Source organism: Achromobacter insuavis (assembly GCF_902859645.1).
In the GTDB taxonomy this organism is placed as follows: Bacteria; Pseudomonadota; Gammaproteobacteria; order Burkholderiales; family Burkholderiaceae_B; genus Achromobacter; species Achromobacter insuavis.
In genome coordinates this window covers 1-23,975 of the sequence record NZ_CADIJR010000011.1, presented here as the reverse complement: position 1 = coordinate 23,975, position 23,975 = coordinate 1, and the positions used below count along the sequence as shown (strand labels likewise).

The 23,975-nt window shown below is 70.3% G+C and carries 21 protein-coding genes; 11 read left to right on the top strand and 10 right to left on the bottom strand.

What is annotated here, in order from left to right:
• Window positions 1-118: 118 nt before the first annotated feature.
• Window positions 119-1,264, bottom strand: coding sequence for an alpha-hydroxy acid oxidase (locus H0523_RS08560; protein ID WP_054429764.1), 1,146 nt, complete (start codon window positions 1,262-1,264; stop codon window positions 119-121).
• Between the two features lie 182 nt (window positions 1,265-1,446).
• On the opposite strand from H0523_RS08560, the gene H0523_RS08555 reads away from it, so the two are divergent.
• The 6 genes from H0523_RS08555 to H0523_RS08530 all read left to right on the top strand — a co-directional run bounded on the left by H0523_RS08555 (window position 1,447) and on the right by H0523_RS08530 (window position 9,186).
• Window positions 1,447-2,667, top strand: coding sequence for a CaiB/BaiF CoA transferase family protein (locus H0523_RS08555; protein ID WP_054429765.1), 1,221 nt, complete (start codon window positions 1,447-1,449; stop codon window positions 2,665-2,667).
• A 35-nt stretch (window positions 2,668-2,702) separates the two neighbouring features.
• Complete coding sequence (locus H0523_RS08550) at window positions 2,703-3,500, top strand: enoyl-CoA hydratase/isomerase family protein (protein WP_156349992.1); 798 nt, start codon at window positions 2,703-2,705, stop codon at window positions 3,498-3,500.
• Window positions 3,501-3,593: 93 nt separating this feature from the next.
• A complete protein-coding gene (locus H0523_RS08545) occupies window positions 3,594-4,817 on the top strand; it encodes a CaiB/BaiF CoA transferase family protein (protein WP_054429766.1) in 1,224 nt (407 codons plus the stop codon).
• On the top strand, window positions 4,814-7,144 hold the full coding sequence (locus H0523_RS08540) for an acyl-CoA dehydrogenase family protein (protein WP_082404382.1): 2,331 nt from the start codon (window positions 4,814-4,816) through the stop codon (window positions 7,142-7,144). The genes H0523_RS08545 and H0523_RS08540 overlap by 4 nt, the downstream gene beginning before the upstream one ends.
• A gap of 44 nt (window positions 7,145-7,188) precedes the next feature.
• Window positions 7,189-8,160 (top strand): Bug family tripartite tricarboxylate transporter substrate binding protein, encoded by a 972-nt coding sequence (locus tag H0523_RS08535; RefSeq protein ID WP_054429767.1) that lies wholly within the window; start codon window positions 7,189-7,191, stop codon window positions 8,158-8,160.
• A gap of 63 nt (window positions 8,161-8,223) precedes the next feature.
• Complete coding sequence (locus tag H0523_RS08530) at window positions 8,224-9,186, top strand: LysR family transcriptional regulator (protein WP_049073298.1); 963 nt, start codon at window positions 8,224-8,226, stop codon at window positions 9,184-9,186.
• A gap of 13 nt (window positions 9,187-9,199) precedes the next feature.
• Here H0523_RS08530 and H0523_RS08525 read toward each other — a convergent pair whose 3' ends face one another.
• The 6 genes from H0523_RS08525 to H0523_RS08500 form a co-directional block, all read right to left on the bottom strand.
• The gene (locus tag H0523_RS08525) at window positions 9,200-10,096 is read right to left on the bottom strand and encodes an amidohydrolase family protein (RefSeq protein ID WP_054429768.1); all 897 of its coding nucleotides are present in this window, start codon (window positions 10,094-10,096) and stop codon (window positions 9,200-9,202) included.
• On the bottom strand, window positions 10,093-10,707 hold the full coding sequence (locus tag H0523_RS08520) for a carboxymuconolactone decarboxylase family protein (RefSeq protein ID WP_054430313.1): 615 nt from the start codon (window positions 10,705-10,707) through the stop codon (window positions 10,093-10,095). Before H0523_RS08520 ends, H0523_RS08525 begins: the two co-directional genes overlap by 4 nt.
• A gap of 13 nt (window positions 10,708-10,720) precedes the next feature.
• Entirely contained in the window at window positions 10,721-11,335 is a 615-nt protein-coding gene (locus H0523_RS08515; RefSeq protein WP_054429769.1) for a glutathione S-transferase family protein, read from the bottom strand.
• A 37-nt stretch (window positions 11,336-11,372) separates the two neighbouring features.
• Complete coding sequence (locus H0523_RS08510) at window positions 11,373-12,017, bottom strand: flavin reductase family protein (RefSeq protein WP_054429770.1); 645 nt, start codon at window positions 12,015-12,017, stop codon at window positions 11,373-11,375.
• A gap of 19 nt (window positions 12,018-12,036) precedes the next feature.
• The gene (locus H0523_RS08505) at window positions 12,037-12,993 is read right to left on the bottom strand and encodes a tripartite tricarboxylate transporter substrate binding protein (protein WP_082404383.1); all 957 of its coding nucleotides are present in this window, start codon (window positions 12,991-12,993) and stop codon (window positions 12,037-12,039) included.
• A gap of 64 nt (window positions 12,994-13,057) precedes the next feature.
• Window positions 13,058-14,038: a Bug family tripartite tricarboxylate transporter substrate binding protein gene (locus H0523_RS08500; RefSeq protein ID WP_054429772.1), complete on the bottom strand. Its 981-nt coding sequence runs from the start codon at window positions 14,036-14,038 to the stop codon at window positions 13,058-13,060.
• A gap of 166 nt (window positions 14,039-14,204) precedes the next feature.
• Here H0523_RS08500 and H0523_RS08495 point away from each other — a divergent pair, with 166 nt between their 5' ends.
• From H0523_RS08495 to H0523_RS08480, 4 genes are all read left to right on the top strand, one after another.
• Window positions 14,205-14,627: a hypothetical protein gene (locus H0523_RS08495; protein WP_054430314.1), complete on the top strand. Its 423-nt coding sequence runs from the start codon at window positions 14,205-14,207 to the stop codon at window positions 14,625-14,627.
• A gap of 157 nt (window positions 14,628-14,784) precedes the next feature.
• Window positions 14,785-15,270: a sigma-70 family RNA polymerase sigma factor gene (locus tag H0523_RS08490; RefSeq protein ID WP_054460466.1), complete on the top strand. Its 486-nt coding sequence runs from the start codon at window positions 14,785-14,787 to the stop codon at window positions 15,268-15,270.
• Window positions 15,271-15,288: 18 nt separating this feature from the next.
• Complete coding sequence (locus H0523_RS08485) at window positions 15,289-16,314, top strand: FecR domain-containing protein (RefSeq protein WP_054460468.1); 1,026 nt, start codon at window positions 15,289-15,291, stop codon at window positions 16,312-16,314.
• Between the two features lie 120 nt (window positions 16,315-16,434).
• Window positions 16,435-18,825 carry a TonB-dependent siderophore receptor gene (locus tag H0523_RS08480; protein ID WP_054430315.1) on the top strand — a complete coding sequence of 797 codons (2,391 nt, stop codon included), beginning with the start codon at window positions 16,435-16,437 and terminating at the stop codon, window positions 18,823-18,825.
• A gap of 78 nt (window positions 18,826-18,903) precedes the next feature.
• Here H0523_RS08480 and H0523_RS08475 read toward each other — a convergent pair whose 3' ends face one another.
• The 3 genes from H0523_RS08475 to H0523_RS08465 all read right to left on the bottom strand — a co-directional run bounded on the left by H0523_RS08475 (window position 18,904) and on the right by H0523_RS08465 (window position 23,313).
• Complete coding sequence (locus H0523_RS08475; RefSeq protein WP_231689749.1) at window positions 18,904-19,707, bottom strand: hypothetical protein; 804 nt, start codon at window positions 19,705-19,707, stop codon at window positions 18,904-18,906.
• Window positions 19,708-19,858: 151 nt separating this feature from the next.
• Window positions 19,859-21,034 (bottom strand): GGDEF domain-containing protein, encoded by a 1,176-nt coding sequence (locus tag H0523_RS08470; protein ID WP_054429775.1) that lies wholly within the window; start codon window positions 21,032-21,034, stop codon window positions 19,859-19,861.
• A 122-nt stretch (window positions 21,035-21,156) separates the two neighbouring features.
• Window positions 21,157-23,313: a TonB-dependent siderophore receptor gene (locus H0523_RS08465; protein WP_231689750.1), complete on the bottom strand. Its 2,157-nt coding sequence runs from the start codon at window positions 23,311-23,313 to the stop codon at window positions 21,157-21,159.
• A gap of 338 nt (window positions 23,314-23,651) precedes the next feature.
• Here H0523_RS08465 and H0523_RS08460 point away from each other — a divergent pair.
• Window positions 23,652-23,975: DUF7822 domain-containing protein (locus tag H0523_RS08460; RefSeq protein ID WP_442778911.1), on the top strand; the 324-nt coding region annotated here is incomplete at its 3' end.

Genomic DNA, 23,975 nt, shown 5'->3' with positions numbered 1-23,975 from the left:
TCCTCGACATCCCGCAAGCCGGATTGCTATCCAACTGACGGGCGGCGGGCCACCGGCAGGGTGTTTCTGTTTATCGGGCAGTTCCGCGACTGTATCAAACCCGCCGCCGGCGGCCGCTTCAACGGAACCGCAGATGCCGCCGCTGCAGCTCCGCCACCGTCCGGCAGCCCATCAGCTTCATCGCGCGCTCGATCTCCACGCGCATCTGCTCCAGCGCCCGTTCCACGCCGGGCCGCCCGGCGGCGGCCAGCGGGAACAGGTAGTAGCGGCCCAGCCCCACCGCCTTGGCGCCCAGCGCCAGCGCCTTGAGCACGTGCGTGCCGCGCTGCACGCCGCCGTCCATCATCACGTCGATGCGGTCGCCCACGGCGTCGACGATCTCGGCCAACTGGTCGAAGGCGCTGCGCGAGCCGTCGAGCTGGCGGCCGCCGTGGTTGGACAGGACGATGCCGGTGCAGCCGATGTCGACGGCGCGTTTGGCGTCCTCGACCGACATGATGCCCTTCAGGCAAAACTGGCCGCCCCACTCGCGCACCATGGCGGCGACGTCGTCCCAGGTCATGGCGGGGTCGAGCATCTCGGTGAAATAGCGGCTGATGGACATGGCGCCGCCGCCCATGTCGACGTGGCCGTCCAGCTGCGGCAGGCGGAAGCGTTCGTGGGTGGCGTAATTGATGGCCCAGGCCGGCTTGATGGCGAACTGGGCGATGCCGGCCAGGTTCAGGCGGAACGGGATGGCAAAGCCGGTGCGCTTGTCGCGCTCGCGGTTGCCGCCGGTGATGCTGTCGACCGTCAGCATCATGACCTGCACCCCGGCGGCCTTGGCGCGCGCCATCATGTCGCGGTTCAGGCCGCGGTCCTTGTGGAAGTAGAACTGGTAGACCTGCGGGCCGCCGCTGATCTGGCGCGCCTCTTCCAGGCTGACGGTGCCCAGCGAGGACACCCCGAACATGGTGCCGAACTTGCCGGCGGCGGCGGCCACGGCGCGTTCGCCGTCGTGGTGGAACAGGCGTTGCAGCGCGGTGGGCGAGCAGTAGACCGGCAAGGCCAGCTTCTGGCCCATGACGGTGACGGACATGTCGACGTCGGCCACGCCGCGCAGCACGTCGGGCACCAGGTCGCAGGCCTCGAAGGCCTCGGTGTTGCGGCGGTAGGTGGTCTCATCGTCGGCGGCGCCGTCGATGTAGTTGAAGATCGGGCCGGGCAGCCGCTGGCGCGCCATGCGGCGGAAGTCGTGGAAATTCTGGCACTGGTTCAGGCGCATCGGGGGACCTTTGTCTACGCTGCACGGACTACCGGAATGCCCCTTGCGACCCGGGCATGCTGGGCCGAATTGTACCGGGGACGGCGTCCCATCACGCATAACAGCTTTGCCATCCGAGTGGAGCCTGCCGCGACGCGGAAATCCTAGACTGGCCGCACTTCACAGCAGTCAAGGAGAAGGCGTTGCAGCCGCTGTTATCAAACCTGAAAGTGCTCGACCTGAGCCGCGTGCTGGCCGGCCCCTGGGCCAGCCAGATCCTGGCCGACCTGGGCGCCGATGTCATCAAGGTCGAGCGGCCCGGCCAGGGCGACGACACCCGGTCCTGGGGGCCGCCCTTCCTGAAGGACGAGCAGGGCCAGGACACGGCGGACGGCGCCTACTTCGTGGCCACCAACCGGGGCAAGCGCTCGATCACGCTGGACCTGCAGACGGCCGAGGGCCAGGCGCTGGTCAAGCAGCTGTGCCGCGACGCGGACGTGGTGCTGGAGAACTACAAGGTCGGCACGCTGGCGCGGCTGGGGCTGGACTATGCGTCGCTGTCGGCGATCAACCCGCGCCTGGTGTATTGCTCGGTCACGGGGTTCGGCCAGACCGGGCCGCGCGCGGCCGAGCCGGCCTACGACTTCCTGATCCAGGCCATGGGCGGGCTGATGAGCGTGACCGGCGAGCGCGACGACCGGCCGGGCGGCGGGCCGCAGAAGGTGGGCGTGCCGATCGTCGACCTGACCACCGGCGTGTACGCGGCGCTGGGCATCGTGGCCGCCCTGCTGCGGCGCGCGCAGACCGGCCAGGGCGAGTACATCGACGTGGCCATGCTGGACGTGCAGGTGGGTCTCTTGGCCAACCAGGCCATGAACTTCCTGCTGGGCGGGCGGGTGCCGCGCCGCACCGGCACCGCGCACCCGAATATCCAGCCGCAGCGCACCTTTGCCTGCGCCGATGGCGACATCGTCATCGTGGTGGGCAACGACGCGCAGTTCGCCACCCTGTGCGAGGCGCTGGGTCAGCCCGGCCTGGCGCGCGATCCGCGCTATGTCAGCAACAGCCAGCGCGTGAAGAACCTGGACACGCTCGATCCGCTGCTGGACGCCATTTTCATCCGCGAGCCGCGCGCCCACTGGCTGGACCTGCTCAAGCGGGCCGGGGTGCCGGCCGGCTCGATCAACACGGTGCCCGAGGTGTTCGAGGACCCGCAAGTGCTGCACCGCGGCATGCTGCGGCGCCTGCCCCACCCCGCCGCCGGCGAGGTGCCGCAGGTGATGAACCCGCTGCGCTTCGGCCAATCGGCGCTGCGGGTGGACCGCGCGCCGGCGCTGCTGGGCCAGCACACCGACGAGGTGCTGGCCGAACTGGGACTGAGCGCGGCGCAGATCCAGGACTACCGCGACCGCAAGATCATCTGACCGGCCCATCCGGCCAAAGAACAAGGAGACACACCATGACCATGCCGGAAAACCTGGCCGGGCCCTACACCGCGCTGGACGTCAGCCTCGACGGCGGCGTCGCCACCATCCTGCTGGCCAATCCCCCCGTCAACGCGCTCAGCACCGAGATGATGAACGAGCTGTCGTGGGTGCTGGACCGCATTTCCGAGACGCCCGAGGTGCGGGCGGTGGTGCTGTCGGGCCAGGGCAAGACCTTCTGCGCCGGCGCCGACCTGAAGAACCGCGCCGCCACCATCAAGGGGCCGGGCGACCTGCCGCAGCATTCGCGCCGCACGCGCGAGTGCTTCCATGCGATCCGCGAATGCGCCAAGCCGGTGGTGGGCGCCATCAACGGCGCGGCGCTGGGCGCGGGGCTGGCGATCGTGGCTTCGTGCGACATCCTGCTGGCGGCGTCCGACGCGGTGGTGGGCCTGCCGGAGATCAACGTCGGGCTGCTGGGCGGCGGCCGCCATGGCATGCGGCTGTTCGGCCATTCGCGGCTGCGGCGCATGATGCTGACCGGGCTGCGGGTGGACGGCAACGAGCTGTACCGGCTCGGCGTGGTCGAGGAAGCGCTGCCGGCGGACGCGCTGATGCCGCGCGCGCTGGAACTGGCGCGCGAGCTGGCCGCCAAGAGCCCGCTGGCGACGATCCTGGCCAAGCAGACGCTCAACGCCATCGAGGACATGAGCCTGCGCGACGGCTATCGCTACGAGCAGGACATGACGGCGGCCATCGCCAGGACCGAGGACGCCATGGAGGCGCGCCGCGCCTTCCTGGAAAAGCGCGCGCCGGTGTTCCAGGGCCGCTAGCGGCACGGCCCCACGCATAACAGCTATTGCGGCGGCGCCGTAGGAGCAAGGCCCGGCGCTGCCTACACTTCGCAAAAATACCAAGGAGACGACATGACGAGCGCGTTGGACGGCGTGAAGGTGCTGGACCTGAGCCGGGTGTTTTCGGGACCGTGGGCGGCGCAGATGCTGGCCGACTTCGGCGCCGACGTGATCAAGGTCGAGCGCCCCGGGCGCGGCGACGACGTGCGCCACCAGGGCTATCCGCTGCCTGGCCGCGACGGCGCGCCGAGCCCGCAGACCTCGTCGTTCGTGGCCATGAACCGCGGCAAGAAGTCGCTGACCATCGACATCTCGCGGCCCGAGGGCCAGGCGCTGGTGCGGCGGCTGGCGCGGCAGGCGGACATCGTCATCGAGAACTTCAAGGCCGGCGACCTGCGCCGCTACGGGCTGGACTATGCCGCGCTGGCGGAGGTCAATCCGCGCCTGGTGTATTGCTCGATCACCGGCTTCGGCCAGAGCGGCCCGTACAGCCACCTGCCGGGCTATGACCCGATCTTCCAGTCCATGAGCGGGCTGATGAGCGTGACCGGCGTGCCCGACGGCGAGCCGGGCGCGGGGCCGGTCAAGGCGGGCTACTCGGTGTCGGACCTGACGGCGGGCTTCTATGCGGTATGCGCCATCCTGGCGGCGCTGCGGCACCGCGACCAGGTGTCGGGCGCGGGCCAGCACATCGACCTGGCGCTGCTGGACGCGCAGATCGCAGCGCTGTCGCACATCGGCATGAACTATCTGGCCAGCGGCCAGTTGCCGGCGCGCATGGGTTCGGCCTCGCAGATCACCGCGCCGTTCCGCGCCTTCGAATGCCGGGACGGCCACCTGATGGTGGCGGTGGGCAACGACTCGCAGTTCCGAGCCTTCTGCGAGGTGATCGGGCTACCCGAGCTGGGGCGCGATGCGCGCTTCGATACCAACCCCAAGCGCGCCGCCGCGCAGCCGACACTGTCGCGGCTGATCGAGCCGGCGCTGCGCGCCCGCAGCGTGCAGGACTGGAATCAGGCGCTGGCGGCGGCCAACGTGCCTTGCGGGCCCATCTACACCATGGACCAGGTGTTCGAGGACCCGCAGGTGCGCCACCGCGAGATGCTGGGCAGCGTCGAGCACCCGCAATTGGGCGCCCTGCCGGTCATCCGCAACCCGATCCATTTTTCCGGCACGCCGATCGCGGGCGGCCTGCCGCCGCCCCTGCTGGGCGAGCACACGGCCGAGATCCTGCGCGCCGAACTGGGGCTGTCCGATGACGAGATCGCCCGGCTGCAGGCGGAGGGCATCGTATGAGCGGCGTGGACCATGACCTGATCGAAGAGATCCGCGACAGCGCGCGCGACTTCCTGCAACGGCGCGACCAGCGCCAGCGCAAGCGCGCCGAGACGCCGCCGGACCGCGACTATTGGCGCGAGATCGCCGAGGTTGGCTGGCTCGGCATGAGCGTGCCCGAGACGCTGGGCGGCCTGGGCCTGGGCTGGCGGGCGATGGCGGCGGTGCTGGAGGAAGCCGGCCGCGCGCAGCTGCCGGAGCCGCTGGTCGGCGCCGGCGTGCTGCCGGCGGCGCTGCTGGCGCGGATCGAGCCGGTCGATGCGGCGCGGCGCGACGCGCTGTTGCAGGCCGTGTGCGGCGGCGAAACGCTGCTCGGGCTGGCCTGGCAGGAAACCGAGGGCCAGCTGGAGGCCGGCGAGGCCGCCACGGCCTTCGGCGTCAGCGTGATCGAACGCGAGGGCGCGTATGTGCTCAATGGCGAGAAACGCCACGTGATGCCGGGCGCCGGTGTCGATGGCTGGCTGGTCACGGCCGATGGCGAGCGCGGCACCGCCCTCTTCTTCGTCGCGGCCGGCACGCCGGGCGTGACCGCGCAGGTCCACGCGCGCGCCGACGGCGGCGCCGCCTGCCACCTGGCGATCGAGTCGGCCGTGGTGCCGGCGGACGCGCTGCTGGCGCGCGACGGCGTGCTGGACGCGGTCGACGAGGCGCTGGACCTGGGCCGCCTGATGCAGTCGGCGGAGCTGGCCGGCGTGGCGCGGCAGGCGCTGGCCGATTCGGTGGCCTACCTGAACACGCGCCAGCAGTTCGGCCGGCCGCTGGCGTCGTTCCAGGCCCTGCAGCACCGGCTGGTGGATGCCGCCATGCAGGTCGAGCTGGCGGCCAACAGCCTGCTGGACGCGCTCGATACGCTGGATGCGCGGCCAGGCGACGCCACCCTGCGCAAGACCGTCGCCAGCCGCGCCAAGGCCCGCGCCGCGCGCGCCGGCCTGGAGGCGACGCGGCTGGCGATCCAGTTGCACGGCGCCATCGGCTACACCGAGGAATGCGACGTCAGCCTGTATTTCCGCAGCGCGCTGCACCTGGCGGCCTGGCTGGGCAATGCCACCGCCCATCGCCAGCGCTACGGCGCGCTGGCGGCGCTGCCCGCGCCCGGCGCCGATGACGACGATGCCGTGCCCATCACCGACTTCCCGCGCGAAGCCGACTGGAACGGCATGCCGGAAGCCGACTTCCGCCGGCTGGTGCGCGGCTTCTTCCGCGCCCACTACCCCGAACACCTGCGCCATGTGCCCTGGCGGCTGCACTGGGACGAGATCAAGGACTGGTATTTCACGCTGGCGCGCCAGGGCTGGATCGCGCCGTCGTGGCCGCGCGAGCACGGCGGCATGGCGCTGTCGCCGGCGCGCCAGATCGCCTTCATCGAAGAGGCCGAGCGCCACGGCGTGGCGCGCGCGCCCGACCAGGGGCTGGTGATGCTGGGGCCGATCCTGATCCGCCACGGCACCGAGGAACAGCGCGCGCGCTTCCTGCCGGGCATCCTGTCGGGCGAGGCGGTGTGGGCGCAGGGCTATTCGGAGCCGAACGCCGGCTCGGACCTGGCCTCGCTGCGCTGCGAGGCGCTGGTGGACGGCGACGACCTGATCGTGAGCGGCCAGAAGACCTGGTCGACGCTGGCGCAGGACGCGACCCACATGTTCATGCTGGTGCGCACCGACAAGACGGTCAAGAAGCAGGCCGGCATCAGTTTCCTGCTGGTGGACCTGGCCAGTCCGGGCGTGAGCCGCCGCCCCATCCGCACGCTCTCGGGCCACGAGGAATTCTGCGAGGTGTTCTTCGACCAGGTGCGCGTGCCGCGCGCCAACCTGGTGGGCGAGCTGAACGCCGGCTGGGGCATCGCCAAGGCGCTGCTGGGCTTCGAGCGCCTGTTCAGCGGCAGCCCCAAGCACGCCAACCATGCCCTGCAGCAGATCTTCAGCATCGCGCGCCAGCGCGGCCTGCTGGCCGACCCGGCGTTCGCCGACCGGCTGGCCGAGCTGCGGCTGGACGCGGCCGACCTGACCGCGATGTACAGCGTCTTCGCCGAGCTGGCCAAGGCCGGCCGGCCGCTGCCGCCGGAGCTGTCGCTGCTGAAGGTCTGGGCCACCGAGACGCACGAGCGGCTGGGCGCCCTGCTGATCCAGATCGCCGAGGAATACGGCGGCGCGGCGATGCGGCTGGGCTATGGCAACGGCCAGGTGCATGCGCTGGCGCCGTACGTCAACGCGCTGGCGGCGACCATTTTCAGCGGCACCAACGAGATCCAGCGCAATATCTACGCCAAGCAGTTGGGGCTGGAAGGCGCATGACAACGACGCGCCGGCCGCGAGCCGGCGCCACAGGAGAGAGACAGATGAAACACGCTACCGCACTGACGGCGGCCGCCCTGCTGCTGGGCGCCGCCTTTGCCGCCCCGGGCCACGCCGCCGCGCCCTGGCCGAGCCAGCCGATCCGGCTGATCGTGCCCTACCCGCCCGGCGGCTCGGTCGACAACCTGGCGCGACTGCTGGCGCCGGCGCTGGGCCAGCGGCTGGGCCAGACCATCGTGATCGAGAACAAGGCCGGCGCCAGCGGCACCATCGGCGTGGACGCCACGGTGCGCGCCACGCCCGACGGCAACACCTTCGGCTTCGGCGTGCCCGGCGCCATCACCGGCCTGCCGCACGTCATGAAGGTGCCGTACGACGTGTCCAAGATCCAGTACGTGTCGCTGGTGGCGCGCATTCCGCTGGTGCTGGTGGTCAACCCGTCCCTGCCCGACGCCACGCTGGCCGACTTCGTCGCCAGCGCCAAGCGCCAGCCCGGCAAGTACAACTATGGCTCGGCCGGCAACGTCACCACGCCGCACCTGGGCGGCGAGCTGCTCAAGCAGCAGACCGGCATCGACATCATGCACGTGCCGTACAAGGGCGCCTCGCCCGCGGTCACGGCGATGCTGTCCAACGAGGTGCAGATGTTCCCGGGCGACGCCTCGGCGGTGCTGGGCTTCATCAAGGCCGGCAAGCTGCGCACGCTGGCGGTGGCCAGCCCGACGCGCTTCGAGGGCCTGCCGGACGTGCCGACCACCCAGGAAGCGGGTTTTCCCGGTGTGATCGTGGAATCGAACTACGGCATCATCGCCCCGACCGGGACGCCGCCGGAGATCGTGCAGAAGATGTCGCAGGCCATCGCCCAGACCCTGGCCGAGCCGGCCCTGCGGCAGAAGATGATCGACCAGGGCGCCATCCCCACGGCCACCACGCCCGAGGCCTACCAGGCGCTGATGCAGGCCGAGTCGAAGAAATGGGGCGAGGTGATCCGGCGCGGCAAGCTGGGGCTGGAATAGTCCCATGCCGGCCCGCTTTTGCCGTACCCTTATGCCGTCTCTTTCGTTGCCGCCTTATCGATCATGCCGCCTGCCAAAGCCACGGGCCTGAGCCTGGACGTCACCGCCGACCTGCACAAGTGGCGGGCCTTCCTGGCGATCGCGGAACTGGGCAGCATCTCGCGCGCCGCCCTCTACCTGGACCAGGACCAGTCGGTGCTGAGCCGCCGCATCAACGCGCTGGAACGCGAGTGCAACGCGCGGCTGTTCAACCGCACCGGCCGCGGCGTGCACCTGTCGGAAGTGGGCGAGCGCCTGTTTCCGCTGGTGCGCACGCTGCTGGGCGACGCCGAGCGGCTGGAACTGGAACTGAACGGCGAGGCGCGCGAGCCGGCCGGCGAGGTCACGCTGGGGCTGCTGCCGTCCACCGCGCATCCGCTGATCCGGCGGCTGTTCTCGCGGCTGCGCAAGCAATTTCCCAAGGTGCACCTGAAGATCCTGGAAGGCTCCAGCGGCCAGATCGAGGAATGGCTGACCGACAGCCGCGTCGACATCGCCATCCTGTACCGCTACGGCGACAAGTGCCCGCCGGGCGAACAGGCGCTGGCCTCGGTCGATTCGTACCTGGTGGGCGCGGCGGGCGACCCGCTGACGCGCGGCGGCGAGGTCGCGTTCGAACAGCTGGACGGCCTGCCCTTCATCCTGCCCGGCGCGCCCAACGGCCTGCGCAATGCGCTGGACGGGCTGGCGCGGGCGCGCAAGATCAGCATCGCGCCGCTGATCGAGGCCGATTCGCTGCCACTGATGAAGTCCATCGTCGAGCACGAACACATGTACACGGTGCTGCCGCTGCACGCGGTCTGGCAGGAGGTGCAGGAAGGCCGCCTGGGCATCGCCGCGCTGCGCGATCCGGCCATGGGCCGCATCATCTCGATGGCGTTCGCCCGCGCCAAGGGGCCGGGCCGCACCGTCACCGAAGTGGCCGCGCAGATCCAGAGCCTGGTGCGCGAGATCGGCGGCGAAGGCGTGTGGCACGCCAGCCCCTGACGGGGCCGGCGCTTCAATCGAAGCCGTAGAGCCGCGCCGGGTTGTCGACCCAGACCTTGCGGCGCATGGCGTCATCGCCCAGCCAGCGCTGCGCCACCGCCACCAGGGCGTCGGCGGACGGCGCCGACTCGCCCATGCGCACGAACGGCCAGTCCGAGCCCCACAGCACCTGGTCGGGGTTGGCGGCAACGAAGGCGTCGTGGAGGAAGCGCGCATTCTCGTAGTCCGGCGCGCTGCCGACGCGGCACAGCGTCAGCTTCATCCACAGGCGGCCATCGGCCAGCAGGCCGCGCAGCAGCTGGAACGCCGGATCCTGGTCGCCACGCGCCGGGACCAGGCTGCCCAGGTGGTCGATCACCAGCGGCAGGTCCAGCTTCGCCAGCGCCGGCAGGTGGCGCAGATAGGTGTCGCACGGCGCCCACAGCTGCGCGTGCAGGCCGTGGTGTTTCATGCGCGGGGCCAGCGCGGCGACCTGGTCGAACCCCACGCTGCCCGGAAACAGGTTGCCGGCGGGGTCGCGCGCCTCGACGAAGCGCAGCCCGCGCACGCCGCCGTCGCACAGGGCCCGCAGTTGCGCGTCGCTGACCGACGGGTCGGCCACCGCGATGCCGCGTAGGCGGTCGCCGCCCTGCGCCAGCGCGTCCAGCAAGGCATCGGGGTGCGTGCCGTAGGGCGCCGGCTGCACCAGCACGCCGCGCGCGGCGCCCAGGGTGTCCAGCATGCGCAGATAGCGCGTCGCCGGCGCGTCGGGCGCGGCATAGGACGACGGGTGCCAGAGCGGGAAGCGGTCGTAGGGGCCGAACACGTGGCAATGCGTGTCGCAGGCCCGCGGCGGCAGGGGCTGCGCGGGCGCGGCAGGCATGCGCGGCGTCTCGACGCGGTCGGGCACGTAGGCGCGGGCGGCGGTCATGGCTGGCTCTCCCCGGCCAGCGGCGCCAGCCGGCTCAGCGCCGGATGGCCGTCCTGTTGCGGCAGGTCCAGCGGCGCGGGCGCGTCGTCCGGCATCGGGATCTCGTGCGCGTTCAGCGTCATCGACACCATGGTGTAGTAGCCGATGACGGCGGTCAGCTCGACCACGCCGACGGCGGCCCAGCGCTGCACCGCCTCGGCATACAGGGCGGGCTCGACCTGGCCGGTCTCCTGCAGCTGGCGGGCGTAGGCGTAGACGATCTCGTCGTCGCGGTTGTCGAAGGCCGGCTCGCGCCGCGCCTGGATGGCGTCCAGCACCGCGTCCGCAATGCCGGCGGCGCGGGCGGCCTGGGCGTGGATGTGCCATTCGATCTGGCTGTTCCACCGGCGCGCGGTGACCACGATGGCCAGCTCGCTGACGCGCGGCGGCAGGCTGGTGCCAAAGCGCAGCAAGGCGCCCAGCGCCTGCCAGCGCTCGGCCAGCTCGGGGTTGTGCAGCGCGGCGCGCAAGGGGCCGACCAGCCGGCCGCGCGGGCCGGAGACGATGCGCTCGTAGACGCGCTTCTGGTCGTCGCTCATGCTGTCGGGCGTGGGCAGGGGAATGCGGCTCATCATCGTCCTTCGCTCAAGGCGTTTCGTCGGGTTGGCTGCGCGCTACCGAGGGCCGCGCGCTGAAGTCCTGGTGCCAGGCGGCCAGCGCCGGATGGCCGTCGCGCCAGGCCAGGTCCGGGAAACGATAGTCCAGATACGACAACGCGCAACCGATGGCGATCAGGCCCAGGTCGAAGCGGCTGGCGCGCAGGGCCGGCGCCTCGGCTTCCAGCACGGCCAGCACGGCGCCGGTCTTCAGCGCGAAGGCGTCGAGCCAGGCCTGGGTCTGCTTCTCGACCGGCTTGTTGCGTTCCTGCCGGTACAGCAGCAGCGCGTCCAGGAAACCGTCGCCCAGCGCCTGGCGGCGCTCGGCCAGCAGGCGCGCGGCCGGGTCCGCCGGCAGCAGGCCGGCGCCGGCCAGGCCGTCCAGATAGGCGCAGATGACGCGCGAGTCGTAGACCGGCGTGCCGTCGTCCAGCACCAGCGTCGGCAGCTTGATCAGCGGATTGTCGGCCACCAGGTCGAGGTTGGGCTTGTCCATGGCGACCGGCGTGCGCACCAGCGTCACGCGGTCGGCAATGCCGGCTTCGTACAGGACGATCATCACCTTGCGCACGAAGGGCGAGCGCGGCGACCAATGCAGTTTCATCAAGAGGCTCCCGGGAGATTCGATATCGTGATGCGGTTCAATGGCCCTGCGCAGGCCGCACCGCCGGATCGTTGGCGGCGTCCGGCGCGCGCATCTGGAACAGGTCGCTGGTGTGCGCGTACCAGCCGGCGCCGTGCATACGGCCCAGCAGGCGCAGCGCGGGGGTGTCCACATGGAAGCGCTGCGCGTCCAGCAGCGCGTCGTCGCGCAGGTACAGCGCCACCACCCGCGCCAGCACGATGACGCGCTGCGGCGCGGCATCCAGCACCTGCCACACGCGGCATTCCAGCGCCGCCGGGCTGAGCGCGATGCGCGGCGGCGCGACCACCAGCGAGGGTTCGGTCGCCAGCCCGGCGCGCGTCAGCTCATCGACGTCGGCCACGTAGTCCAGGCTGGTGTGGTTCATCTGCGCGGCCAGTTCGGCCGACACCAGGTTGATGACGAACTCGCCCGTCTCCAGGATGTTGCGCGAGGTGTCCTTCAACTGCCCGCCGCGCGGGCCGATGCCCAGCGCCACGATCGGCGGATCGCTGCTGACCACGTTGAAGAACGAGAACGGCGCGGCGTTGCGTTGCCCCTGCGCCGACTGGCTCACCACCCAGGCGATGGGGCGCGGCACCACCACGCTGGAGAGCAGCTTGAAGGCATTGGTGGTGCTCAGTTGGCTGAAATCGAAATTCATGGATGCGTTCCTCGCGTCCTCATTTGGCCAGCAGCCCCAGCGCGCCCAGCAGCCGGCGCATGTCGGCCTGGTCCTTGGCGACGTAGGCGTCCGCTTCCTGTGGCGACAATGCCATCAACTCTATCGCCTGCTCCCGCATGACGCGGCGGTAGTCGGGATCGTCGTTCACGGCCCGGACGGTGTCGCTCAGCGTGCGCACGATGTCGGCGGGCGTGCCGGCCGGCGCCGCCAGGCTGTACCAGGTGGCCGCGTCCGCTCCCGCCACGCCGGCCTCGGCCAGCGTCGGCACGTCCGGCAGCAGCGGCGAACGCTTGTCCGACGCATAGGCCAGCGCCAGCAAGCGCCCCTGGCGGATGAACGGCAGGCTGGCCGACAGGTTCAGCATGGCCAGGTCGGTCTGGCCGCCGACCACGTCGTTGATGGCGGGCGAGGCGCCGGCATAGGGAATATGGTTCAGCTGCACCCCGGCGACCTGCTGGAACAGCTCGGCGCCCAGGTGCGTGGCGCCGCCCACGCCGGCCGAGCCGTAGCTCCACTTGCCGGGTTCGGCCTTGGCGCGGGCGATCAGCTCGGGCACCGAGCGGATGCCGCGCGACGGATTGACCACCAGCATGATGGGCTGCACCGCCACCACCGAGCAGAAGGCGAAGCCCTTGACGCCGTCGTACGCGGTCTTCTGCATCAGCGGCGTGACCACATGGCCGGCCGAGGTGCCCAGCAGCAGCGTGTAGCCGTCCGGCTTGGCGCGCGCCACGAAGCCGGTGCCGATGGAGGCGCCGCCGCCGGCCTTGTTCTCCACCACCACCGGCTGGCCCAGGCGCTTTTCCAGCGCCCGCGCCAGGCTGCGCGCCACCACGTCGGCGGGGCCGCCGGCGGCATAGGGATTGACCAGGATGACGGGTCGGTCGGGATAGGCCGCCGCCGCGGACGCGGCGCCGACGGACAGGGCCACCGTCGCCAACAGGGATCGAAGCATCAATCGCATGGGATTTCCTTCCAGGGGCCCGGCCGCCGGGCGGGCCGCGAGCCGGGCCGTGGCCTCAATCGGCGCGCGCGCCGGACTGTTCGATGATGCGCGCCCATTTCGCCGTATCGACGCGGATGCGTTCGGCGAAGGCTTCGGGCGTGCTGTGGGTGGTCTGGATGCCGTAGCCGGCCATGCGCTCGACCATCTGCGGCGCGGTCATCACCGCCTCGATATCGGCGTTCAGCCGATCGATGATCGCACGCGGCGTGCCCGCCGGCGCCAGCACGCCGGACCACAGGCTGACTTCGTAGTCCTCGAACCCCGGCGTCTCCGACATCGATGGCACATCGGGCAGCGCCGCCAGCCGCTGGCGGCTGGTCACGGCCAGCGCCCGCACCTTGCCCTGCCTGACCTGCTCGATGAAGTTGGACGAGGTGTCGATCATCATCGAGATGCGGCCGGCCAGGAAGTCGTTGATGGCGCCCGAGGTGCCCTTGTAGGGAATGTGGCGGATGTCGGCATGCGCCGCCGTCTTGAACATCTCGCCCGCCAGGTGGCTGGTGGTGCCGTTGCCCGAGGAGCTGAAGGTCAGCTCGCCCGGCCGCTGCCGCGCCAGTTCGGCCAGCGCGGCCACCGAATCGACCTTCAGCGCGGGGTTGACCACCAGCAGATTGGAAGTCAGGTTGGTCAGCGACACCGGCGCGAAGCTGCGCTGCGGGTCGTAGCGCAGCTTGGGGTACAGCGACGGGTTGATGGTCAGCACGCCCATGGTCGAGTACAGCAGCGTGTAGCCGTCGGGCGCGGCGGTGGCCACGGCCTCGGCGCCAATCGCGCCGCCGGCCCCGCCGCGGTTCTCCACCACGACGGTCTGGCCGAGCTTTTCGCCCAGGCCCTGCGCCAGCGAGCGCGCCATCAGGTCGGTGGCCCCGCCGGCCGGGAACGGCACGATCAGTTTGACCGGCCGGTCGGGATAGGCCCCGGCCGCCACGGCCGCCGATATCAGGCCCGCACCGAGCCACAGGCTGACCGCGGTCAGCGCACTTGCCATTCTCATGCTGTCTCCACCCTGGGGGTTTTTGTGTTTGCAGCATGGTAGGCGCGGGCCGGCGGCGGCGCTATGCGCGGGATCGCATATCTGCTTTGTGCGGACGCGGGGCGGCCGTCCCGAGGATCGGCTATCGTCTGACCCAGCCCCTGTGTTCACGCATCACGCCTTCGCCATGTCCCGCAGCCCCGACCCGTTCCAGCCCCCCGCCCGGCGCCGCGCCGCCCGCGTCAATTCGCTGCTGTGGATCCTCGACCCCATCGAGCGCGATGCCGGCTACCTGCACCGCAAGATGTTCGGCTGCGACGCCGCCTACCTGGACGGCGCCTTGTACCTGGTGGTGGCCGACCGCGAGGAACCCTTCAGCGGCGTGCTGGTGTGTTCCTCGCAGGACCGCCATGCGGCGCTGCTGGCCGAGCTGCCAAGCCTGCTGCCGCATCCGGTGCTGGGCAAGTGGCTGTATCTGCCGCAGACCGACGAGGCTTTCGAAAGCGTCGCGGCCCGGCTGGTGGAGCTGGCGTTGGCGCGCGACCCGCGCATCGGCGTGGTCCCCAAGCCGCGGGCGCGGCGGCGCAAGTCGTGGCGCGCGCAGGAATGACCGTGGCGCCATGAAGGCGGGCGCGGGACGCCTGAAGGCAGACAAGGGACGCGCGCCCGTCGCCTTGCGGGGCCGCTTTCCCTAGTTATAGAATTGCGGATCATTCTCATTTCCGGGTTGCCCGTTCACGCGCGCCCCGCCTCCCATTGGAACGACCATGCCCCCGCCCAGCATCGAGATGCTCTATGTCGACCATCACAGCTGGCTCAAGGGCTGGCTGCGCCGGCGGCTGGGCAATTCGTTCGACGCGGCCGACCTGGCGCACGACACCTTCATCCGCCTGATCGCCCGCGACGAGCCGCCGCTGGTGCGCGAGCCGCGCGCGCTGCTGACCACGGTGGCGCAGGGGGTGCTGTCCAATTTCATGCGGCGGCGGCGCATCGAGGAAGCCTATCTGGCGACGCTGGCCGCCCTGCCCGAGCAGACGACGCCCAGCCCCGAAAGCCGCGCCATCCTGATCGAGACCCTGGTCGAACTGGATCGCCGCCTCGACACCCTGCCGGCGCCGGTGGTGAAGGCCTTCCTGCTGTCGCAACTGGACGGCATGAAGCAGGCCGACATCGCCGCCGAACTGAAGCTGTCGCTGGCCACGGTGCAACGCCATATCGCCAAAGCGGCGCATTGCTGCTTCTTCGGCGCCTGACGCCGAGCCCGCCGTCGCATGCCCGCGCCCCCTTCCGCCCTGCCCGTCCTGGACGGCCCGCCGCTGCCCGAACGCGCCAGCCGGGACGCGGTCGACTGGCTGGTGCGGCTGCAGGCGCCCGACGCCAATGACGCCACGCGCCAGGCCTGGGCGCGCTGGCTGCAGGCGGACCCGGACCATGCCCGCGCCTGGCGCCATATCGAATCGTTCGGCGCGCACCTGCGCGGCCTGGATGCGCCGCTGACCCACGGCACGCTGAGGCGGGGCGGCGCACGACGCAACCGGCGCGGCGCGCTGAAGCTGTTGGCGCTGGGGGCCGTGGCCGGCACCGGCGCCTGGCTGGCGCGCGACGGCCTGCGCTGGCAATGGCAGGACCTGCACGCCGACTACCGCACCGGCACCGGCGAACGGCGCGCCCTGACGCTGGCGGACGGCACCCGGGTCGACCTGGACACCCGCAGCGCCATCACGATCCGCTACGACGACAACCAGCGCCGCATCGAGCTGTTGCATGGCCGCATCCTGGTCGCCACGGCGCCGGATCCGGTCCGGCCTGGCTGGCCGGCCCGCCCGCTGTTCGTGGATACCGCCCGCGGCCGGCTGCGGCCGCTCGGGACGCGATTCGTCGCGCGGCATCTGGCCGACGCCGACCTGGTGGCGGTGCTGGAGGGCGCGGTGCAAATCCAGCCCATGGATGCCCCCGCGGCGGGCCGTGTGGTGCAAGCCGGCGAGCAAAGCCGCTACGACCGGCTGGGCGCCGAGGCGCCGGCCCGCACCGAACAGCAGGCGGACGCCCAGGCCGGCGCCTGGGCCGCCGGCATGCTGGTGGCGCGCGACATGCGGCTGGACGACTTCATCGCCGAACTGGCCCGCTACCGGCCCGGCCGGCTGGCCTGTGCGCCGGAAGTCGCCGCGCTGCGCGTCTCGGGCATCTATCCGCTGGCCGATCCGGACAAGGTGCTGGACATGCTCGAACGCACGCATCCCGTGGAAATCCGCGGCGTGACGCGCTACTGGACGACCGTGGCGCGGCGCGAACCGTGACGCCGCCGGCGATTCCGCAAGTCGGATCCCGGATTTTTTTCGGCCCGCCGTGAGGGGTTTTTCGTTCTCGCGTGGCAATCCCTATGGAAGCCACTTTTTTCTCGGGAAATGAAGACCGCCATGCACGACCGCCTCTCGCGCCGCGCCGCCCGCCTCATCGGCCGCGCCGCCCCCCTGCTCTCGCCCGGCCGCCAGGCCGTCCTGTCCTTGTCGGCCACGTTGCTGTCGGCCGCCGCGCTGGCGCAGCCGGCCGCGCGGACCTACGCGATTCCCGCCGGCTCGCTCGAAAGCGTGCTGACCCGCTATGCCCTGGAAAGCCAGCTGATGCTGTCCTACAGCGCCGCCGACGTCGCCGGCAGGCGCAGCGGCGGACTGACCGGCAGCCACGACGCCGCGTCGGCGCTGCGCCAGATCCTGGCGGGCACGGGCATGCGCGCCAGCCTGCAGCCCAACGGCGGCTACCTGCTGCGGGTGGCGGCCGGCGCGGACGATGCACAGACGCTGCCCTCGGTGACCGTCACCGGCGACGGCGCCGAAACCGCCTGGGGCCCGGTGGCCGGCTTCGTCGCCAAGCACAGCGCCACGGCCACCAAGACCGACACGCCGTTGCACGAAACGCCGCAGTCGGTCTCGGTGGTGCCGCGCGCCCAGGTGGTGGCGCAGGCCGCCGATTCGCTCGACCAGGCGCTGGCCTACACCGCCGGCGTGATGCCGCTGGACGGCGGCGCGCTGCGCAACATCAGCACCGGCTTCACGGTGCGCGGCTTCAACATCACCGGGTCGGCGCCGCTGTACCTGAACGGCACGAAGCTCCCGATGAACTCGATGAGCGGCGCCATGGAGCCGTACAACTACGAACGCATCGAGGTGCTGAAGGGGCCGGCGTCGATCCTGTACGGCCAGGCCGCGCCGGGGGGCATCATCAACCTGGTCAGCAAACGCCCCACCGCCGAGCCGCTGCGCGAGATGGAGGTGAAATACGGCGCCTGGAACACCAAGCAGCTGGCCATGGACTTCGGCGGGCCGCTCACCGAGGACGGCAATGTGGGCTACCGACTGACCGGGCTGGCGCGCGATGCGGACACCATGGTGCGGCACATCAACAACGACCGCCAGTCGCTGTCGGGCTCGCTCGAATGGCAGCTGAGCGGCGCCACGCGGCTGACGCTGCTGGGCGGCTGGAGCCGCACCGACAATCCCTACGACGTGGGCAAGCCGCGTGAAGGCACGCTGCTGCCCAACCCCAACGGCGCCATCTCGCGCAAGGTATTCCTGGGCGAACCGGGCTTCGACCGTTTCGTGGTGCAGGGCGGCCACCTGGGTTACCTGCTGGAGCACAAGATCAACGACGACTGGCAGGTGCGGCAGAACCTGCTGGGCTACAACCACCGCGCCAATAGCAACAACCTGTACATGATGACAAGCTCGGTCGACGCCGCCAACCCGGCGCGGGTCGAGCGCCTGGCCGTGTCGCGCGACGACACGGACAAGGGCATCGCCCTGGACAACCAGCTGCTGGGCAAGCTGCGCCACGGCCGCTTCGAGCACACCCTGCTGTTCGGCGTGGACGCCAGCCGCAGCAGCCTGACACGCGATCAAGCGGTGGGCTTGAATGCCGTCCCGATCGATGTGTATGACCCGGTCTACGGCAGCACGCCGACGCTGGACCCCGCCAGGCGCAGCATCAGCCGCGCGCGCCAGGTGGGTTTCTATGCCCAGGACCAGATCAAATTCGATGGCCGCTGGATCGGCTTGTTCGGCGGCCGCTACGACCGCGCGCGCACCGAGGAAGCGCCCGACGACGGCAGGCAGGATTCGCACGCGTTCTCGCCCCGCGCCGGCCTGATGTATCTGTTCGACAACGGCCTGGCGCCCTACTACAGTTTCACCAAGTCATTCCAGCCGACCTCTGGCATGGATTTCGGCGGCACGCCGTTCAAGCCCACCACCGGCACGCAGCACGAGATCGGCCTGAAGTACGAGCCGCCTGGCGTCGACGCGGCGATCACGCTGGCGCTGTACGACATCACCCAGCGCAACGTGGTCACGTCGGATCTGGCCAATCCCGGGTTCTCGGTGCAGACGGGCGAAGTGCGCTCGCGCGGCGCCGAGCTGGAAGGCCGCGCCAGCCTCAACCACAATCTGGACGTGGTGGCCGCCTTCACGCTGACCAACGCCAGGACCACCAAGAGCACCCGGGGCGACGAAGGCGCGCGGCCGGCGTCGGTGCCGCGCAGCATGGCGTCGCTGTGGCTGGACTACAAGCTGGCGGCGCTGCCCGGCCTGAGCACCGCGGCCGGCGTGCGCTACGTGGGACGGCAGGAAAGCGACGGCGTCACGGTGCCCAGCTACACCGTGCTGGACGCGGCGTTGCGGTACCGCCTGCAGAACTGGGAATTCGCGCTCAACGTCAAGAACCTGACGAACAAGCGCTACATCGCCGCGTGCCCGTATGCCTGCTACTACGGCGACGAACGCAATGTGATGCTGACGGCGCGGGTGAACTGGTAGGAGGTCGGGCTGGCACGGGGTCGGGTTGCCAAGGGATCGGGCGGGTACGGATCGGACTGGCAAGGAGCCCGCCCCGGCTCAGCCCGGCTCGCCGAACACGCCGCGCCAGGGCCGCGCCAGGACCTCGACATCGTCCGCCGACAGGTATTGCGGCGCCCCCCGCGCCATGGCGGCGAACAGCAAGGCATCGGAAGCCCCATCCCACGGCGGCGCCAGCGACTCGTCCACCTCGCCGTCTTCATCCACTTCCCGGATGAAGGCGGCCTCGCCATCGACGGCTTCGGCGCGTTGCCGCAGCAGCTTGTGGACCTGCATGAAACCGGCATGGACCGGCGAATGCGCGCCGCCGCGGCGGCGCGAGGCGGCCAGCACGCCATACCATTCGGAGGGCGGCGACGCCTCGGCGACGGCGCCGGACGGCGCAGTGGCGCCGCCCTCTTCCTCCGACGACCAGCGCGCCCACGCCCGGCCGTAACGGTCCCAGCCGTCGTCCGGCAAGTGTTCGCCCAGCGCTCGCGCCTGCTCGCGCGACAGATCGGGAATGCGGGCCAGGACATCCAGCACGCCCTCGCCGTGCGGGCCGAACAGCAGGGCCAGCGGCAGCGGCTGCAACAGCTCGATGGCGGCGGCGCGCCAATAACCGGGTTGCGCCACCAGCCCGGACATGTCGCCCAGCTGCGTCACGCGCACGCGCCACAACTGTCCGGGCCAGTGGCGGCCCAGGGTCAGGGAGGCGATGGATTGGTCGACCACGATCCAGGGCGGCTCGGCGCGCGCCAGCCGGACGTGGCTGCCGGCGCGTTCGAGCGCCAGGGAAGGATCGGCGGCGTCGAACCAGAAACCGTCGCGCTCGGCCGGGGAAGCATGTGTAGGCGTGGTCATGGCGGTCATTATCGGCGCAAATGGTCGCCGCCTTGTCGACAGAAGCCGCCTGTCGCCTTGTCGACCGGGGCGGCGGCCGCCTTGTCGACCGGGACGTCGGCCGCATTGGCTACCGGGACGCCGGCCGCATTGCCGACGCAGACGACGCCGTTCAGTCCGCCGCGACGCGCTCCGGCGCCAGCGCCGCTTCCAGCCGGTTGCCGCCCAGCGACTTGGCGCGATACAGGGCCATGTCGGCGCGCGCCAGCCCATCGGCCAGCGCCGGCGCGTCGTCCTCGAAATACGCCAGGCCGATGCTGACCGTGGCGGCGATGCCCAGGCCGTCGGCCTGGTTGGCGATGGCCTCGGCAAAGCGCGTGGCGGCGGCCGCGCCCAGCTCGTGCGCGCGGCGGGCGTCGTCGCCCGAGAGCAGCGCGGCGAACTCCTCGCCGCCGATGCGGGCCAGGATCGCCCGCGGTCCGAGCGCGACGCGGGCGATGCCGGCGAACGACTTCAGCACCAGGTCGCCGGTATGGTGGCCGTAGCGGTCGTTGATGCTTTTGAATTGGTCCAGGTCGAACGCCAGCACGGCGATCGGCTCGCGGCCCGATTGGGTCTCGATCAGGCGCGCGCCCTGCTCGAAGAACCAGCGCCGGTTGCCCAGGCGGGTCAGGTAGTCGGTCTGCGATTCCAGCACCAGCTGGACGTGGGTTTCCTCGCGGATCAGCTTGACCAGCGTCATCGGCAGCAGCACCGAGTACAGCACGCCCTCGTACATGGTGATGTTGCTGGCCAGCAGCTGCACCGACGGCCCCCCGGCGGCGACCCACCACGGCAGCAGGAAGGCCCGGCCGAAATAGATCAGCGCGTGCACGCCCGCGACCGCCACGGCAAAGTTGCGGGTCTTGAGCATCTTCATGGAATCGCAACGCAGCAGTTCCCAGGCGGTCAGCGCGCTGACCAGCCCGATGGGAAAGGCGCTGACGTATTTCCAGACCACGTCCTGGCCATCCCGGCCGGCGCCCAGCCAGACCAGCGCCATGACGGCCAGCAGCGCCAGCGAGCGGCCGCGGTAGCTGCGCCCGCTGAGCGAGGCGACGCTGTTCAGCACCAGCAGATAGCCGCCGAGGATGATGAGATTGCTGACCGGCGAGCCCAGCCCGGCGGGCAGGTCGGCGCGGAACAGGACGCTGCTACAGCCGACCGCCAACGTCGCGAAGCCGGCCGCCAGGATGCCCAGCGAACGGCTGCGGTTGGGATGGGTCCGATGTTCCCAGAACGTCAGGCCGGCACTGGCCAGCAGCGTTCCAATGGTGATGAAGTACAGGGTAAGGAGATCGACGTGCATCTCTTATCGGGAAATGAGGCACGCCAGGGAATTGCGGCGGCAGTCGCAATTCTAGGGGAAATCGGTCGCGAAACTGTGACGAACGCGACGGTTCCGGAATGATAAGTCCCTATTTACAAAGATCAAAAACGATAGGTCACGCTGCCGACCACGCTGCGGCGGGTGCCGAAGAAGCAGTCGCCGCGGGCGATGCAGCTGCCGACATACTGCTTGTCGAACAGGTTGGTGACGTTCAGCGCCACGCGCATCGGCCCCGCGTCGTAGGCCAGCATCGCGTCGTACACCGTGACGGCGGGCACATTGTTGTGGCCGGTGCCATCGTCGCTGCCGCCGGTGTAGCGCACCCCCGCGCCCGCCAGGAATCCCGGCGCGCCCAGGAGGCGGAAGCGATGGTTGGCCCAGAGCGACGCCATATGGCGGGGCATCCTGGCCAGTTGCCGGCCTTGTTCGGCGGGAACGCCCCGGGCGACCCTGGCGTTCAGCAGCGTCCAGGTGGCGACGACGTCGAAGCCGGCCACCGAAGCCAGCGCCTCCAGTTCGGCGCCGCGCGTGCGCGCCTGGCCCACCTGGACCGTGTCGGCCACGCCGTTCACCACGCCCGCCACCTTGCGGTTCGTTTCGGTCATGTCGAACAGGCTCGCCGTAATGGTCAGGTTGTCGCCGAGCGGCTGGACCTTGACGCCGGTCTCCCACTGCTTGCCGCGTAGCGGCTTGAAGGCCTGGTTGGCGCGATTGAAACCGGCCTGCCCCTGGAACGACTCGGCATAGCTGAGGTAAGGGTTGAAACCGGCGGCCGAGCGGTACATCAGGCCGAAACGGCGGGTCAGTTCGCTGTCGTCACGGCTGCCCGACGGCGTGTCGTCCACCGCGCTGCGCGAACGGTCGTAGCGCAGCCCCAGCATCACCAGCCATCTTTCCCATTCGAGCTGGTCCTGCGCGTAGAAGCCGATCTGGTTCTCGTGCGAGGTCGGCATGTGGCGCAGGCTGGTGGGTGGCGTGAAGTTGCCGTATACGGGGTTATACACGTCGATCGGCGCCGCCAGCCCGCCGATGCCTTTGTGGGCCTCGAGGGTGGAGCGCTGATAGTCGATGCCGGCCAGCGCCAGGTGGCGGACCGCGCCGGTCTGGAGTTTGAACTGGAGCTGATTGTCGATCGCCAGTTGCTTCAAGGTGGGCTGGTTCATGTAGACCACCCGGCGCAGCAACGTGTCGCTGCCGGGCACCCATCCGTGTCCCGCGCCGTTGAAGCCGGTGGTGTAGATACTGCGGTAATCGGCGTCACTGTGCGAATAGCGCAGGTTTTGCCGCAAGGTGACCCGGTCGTTGAATGCATGCTCGAACTGATATCCCACGGCCTGCTGCCGGGTGCGATATCTGTCGAAATCCGGCTCGCTGACGAAGAAGTCCTGCGGGATGCGCCCGCCGGGCTTGTCGGTGCGCGTGCCGCGCCAGGGGAAAAAGCCGACCATGGTGCCGCTGTTGTCGCGCTGGAAGTTGGCCAGCAGCGTCAACGAGGTGGCGCCACTGGGCCGCCAGGTGAGCGATGGCGCCACGAAATAACGGTCGTCGGGCACGTGCCGGACCGCGCTGCCGCTGTCGCGTCCCAGCGCCACCAGGCGGTACAGCCATGTGCCGTCGGCATTGAGCGGACCCGTGAGATCCGCCTGGATCTGCTTGCGGTCGTGGCTGCCGACGCTGACACCGATCTCGCGCGCCGCATCGGGTTGCGGCCGCTTGCTGACCAGGTTCACGATGCCGCTGCTGGACGCCTGGCCGTACAGCATGCCCGAGGGCCCGCGCAGGATTTCGATGCGTTCGAGCGCATAAGGATCGGGCCGCGTGTTGTTGTAGAACCCCACCGCGTTGAGCAGGCCATCCAGGTACTGGGTGGACTCGGCGCCTCGGATCTTGATCCAGTCGCTGCGGTTGTCGGCGCCGAAAGAGTCGGCGGTGCTCACGCCCGCGGTGTAGCCGGCGGCCTGCTGCACCGACTGCGCGCCCTGCAGCGTGATGCGATCCTGGGTGATGACGGTGATCGACTGCGGCGTGTCGAGCACGGCCGTGTCGGTCTTGGTGGCCGTGGCCGCGCGCCTGGCCACGAAACCATGCACGGGACCGGTCGCCGTTTCCTCGGCGTCGGCGCCCTTCACCGTCACCGCGGGCAGCTGCCGCACCGACGCGGCCGATTGCGCCCCGGCGGCCGTGGACAGGCCCAGCCCCAACAGGATCCAGGGCAGATGCGATGCGCGGCAAAAAGGAAAGGCGGGACTGGGGTTCATCAGGCTTCATCCATCAATGCAAAGTGCGAACAGGAATCGATCTCACTATTATGGAAAGCCTGAGCGCCGAATCCCGCCCTTGCCTCGCGATGGATAAGCCCGGGTATTGCCTGCCGCCACGCAGCGTTGCGGCAGACCCGCCGGTTCAGAACCGATGCGCCCAGCGGCACTTCCAACACGCGGGCCGTGGAAATACTTCGTGGCAAAAGGTGTCAGCCTGCAATGGCGCGCGCCCCCGGCTGCGGTTCAATACCGCACGTTGTCGCTGTGCCTGTCGTTGCCGGCCGCCTGGCGGCTCGCGCCGGCATTCCACTCCCCTTTCCGAGGCCCCGATCGCCATGGCAAATCGTTCCTACCTCTACAGCCTGAGCAACCGCCCCACCCACTTCACCGACCGCCCGGAGACGATTTCCGGCTTGTCCGAATGGCCCTACGCGGTGCCGTTCATGTACCGGCTATTGATGTCGGGCGATCCACAGCTGTGCGCCTCGCTGATCTCGGATGGACTGGAGGACGAAGAACCGGACCAGCGCACCCGGCTGCCCGCCATCAGCAGCACGTTCGAGCCGGGCCTGGCGCGGGTGAAACGCTTTGCCGAGATCGTGCGGACCGCCCTGGCCACGCCCGCCGCCGCGCCGGCGGCCGCGCCCGCGACGCCGGCG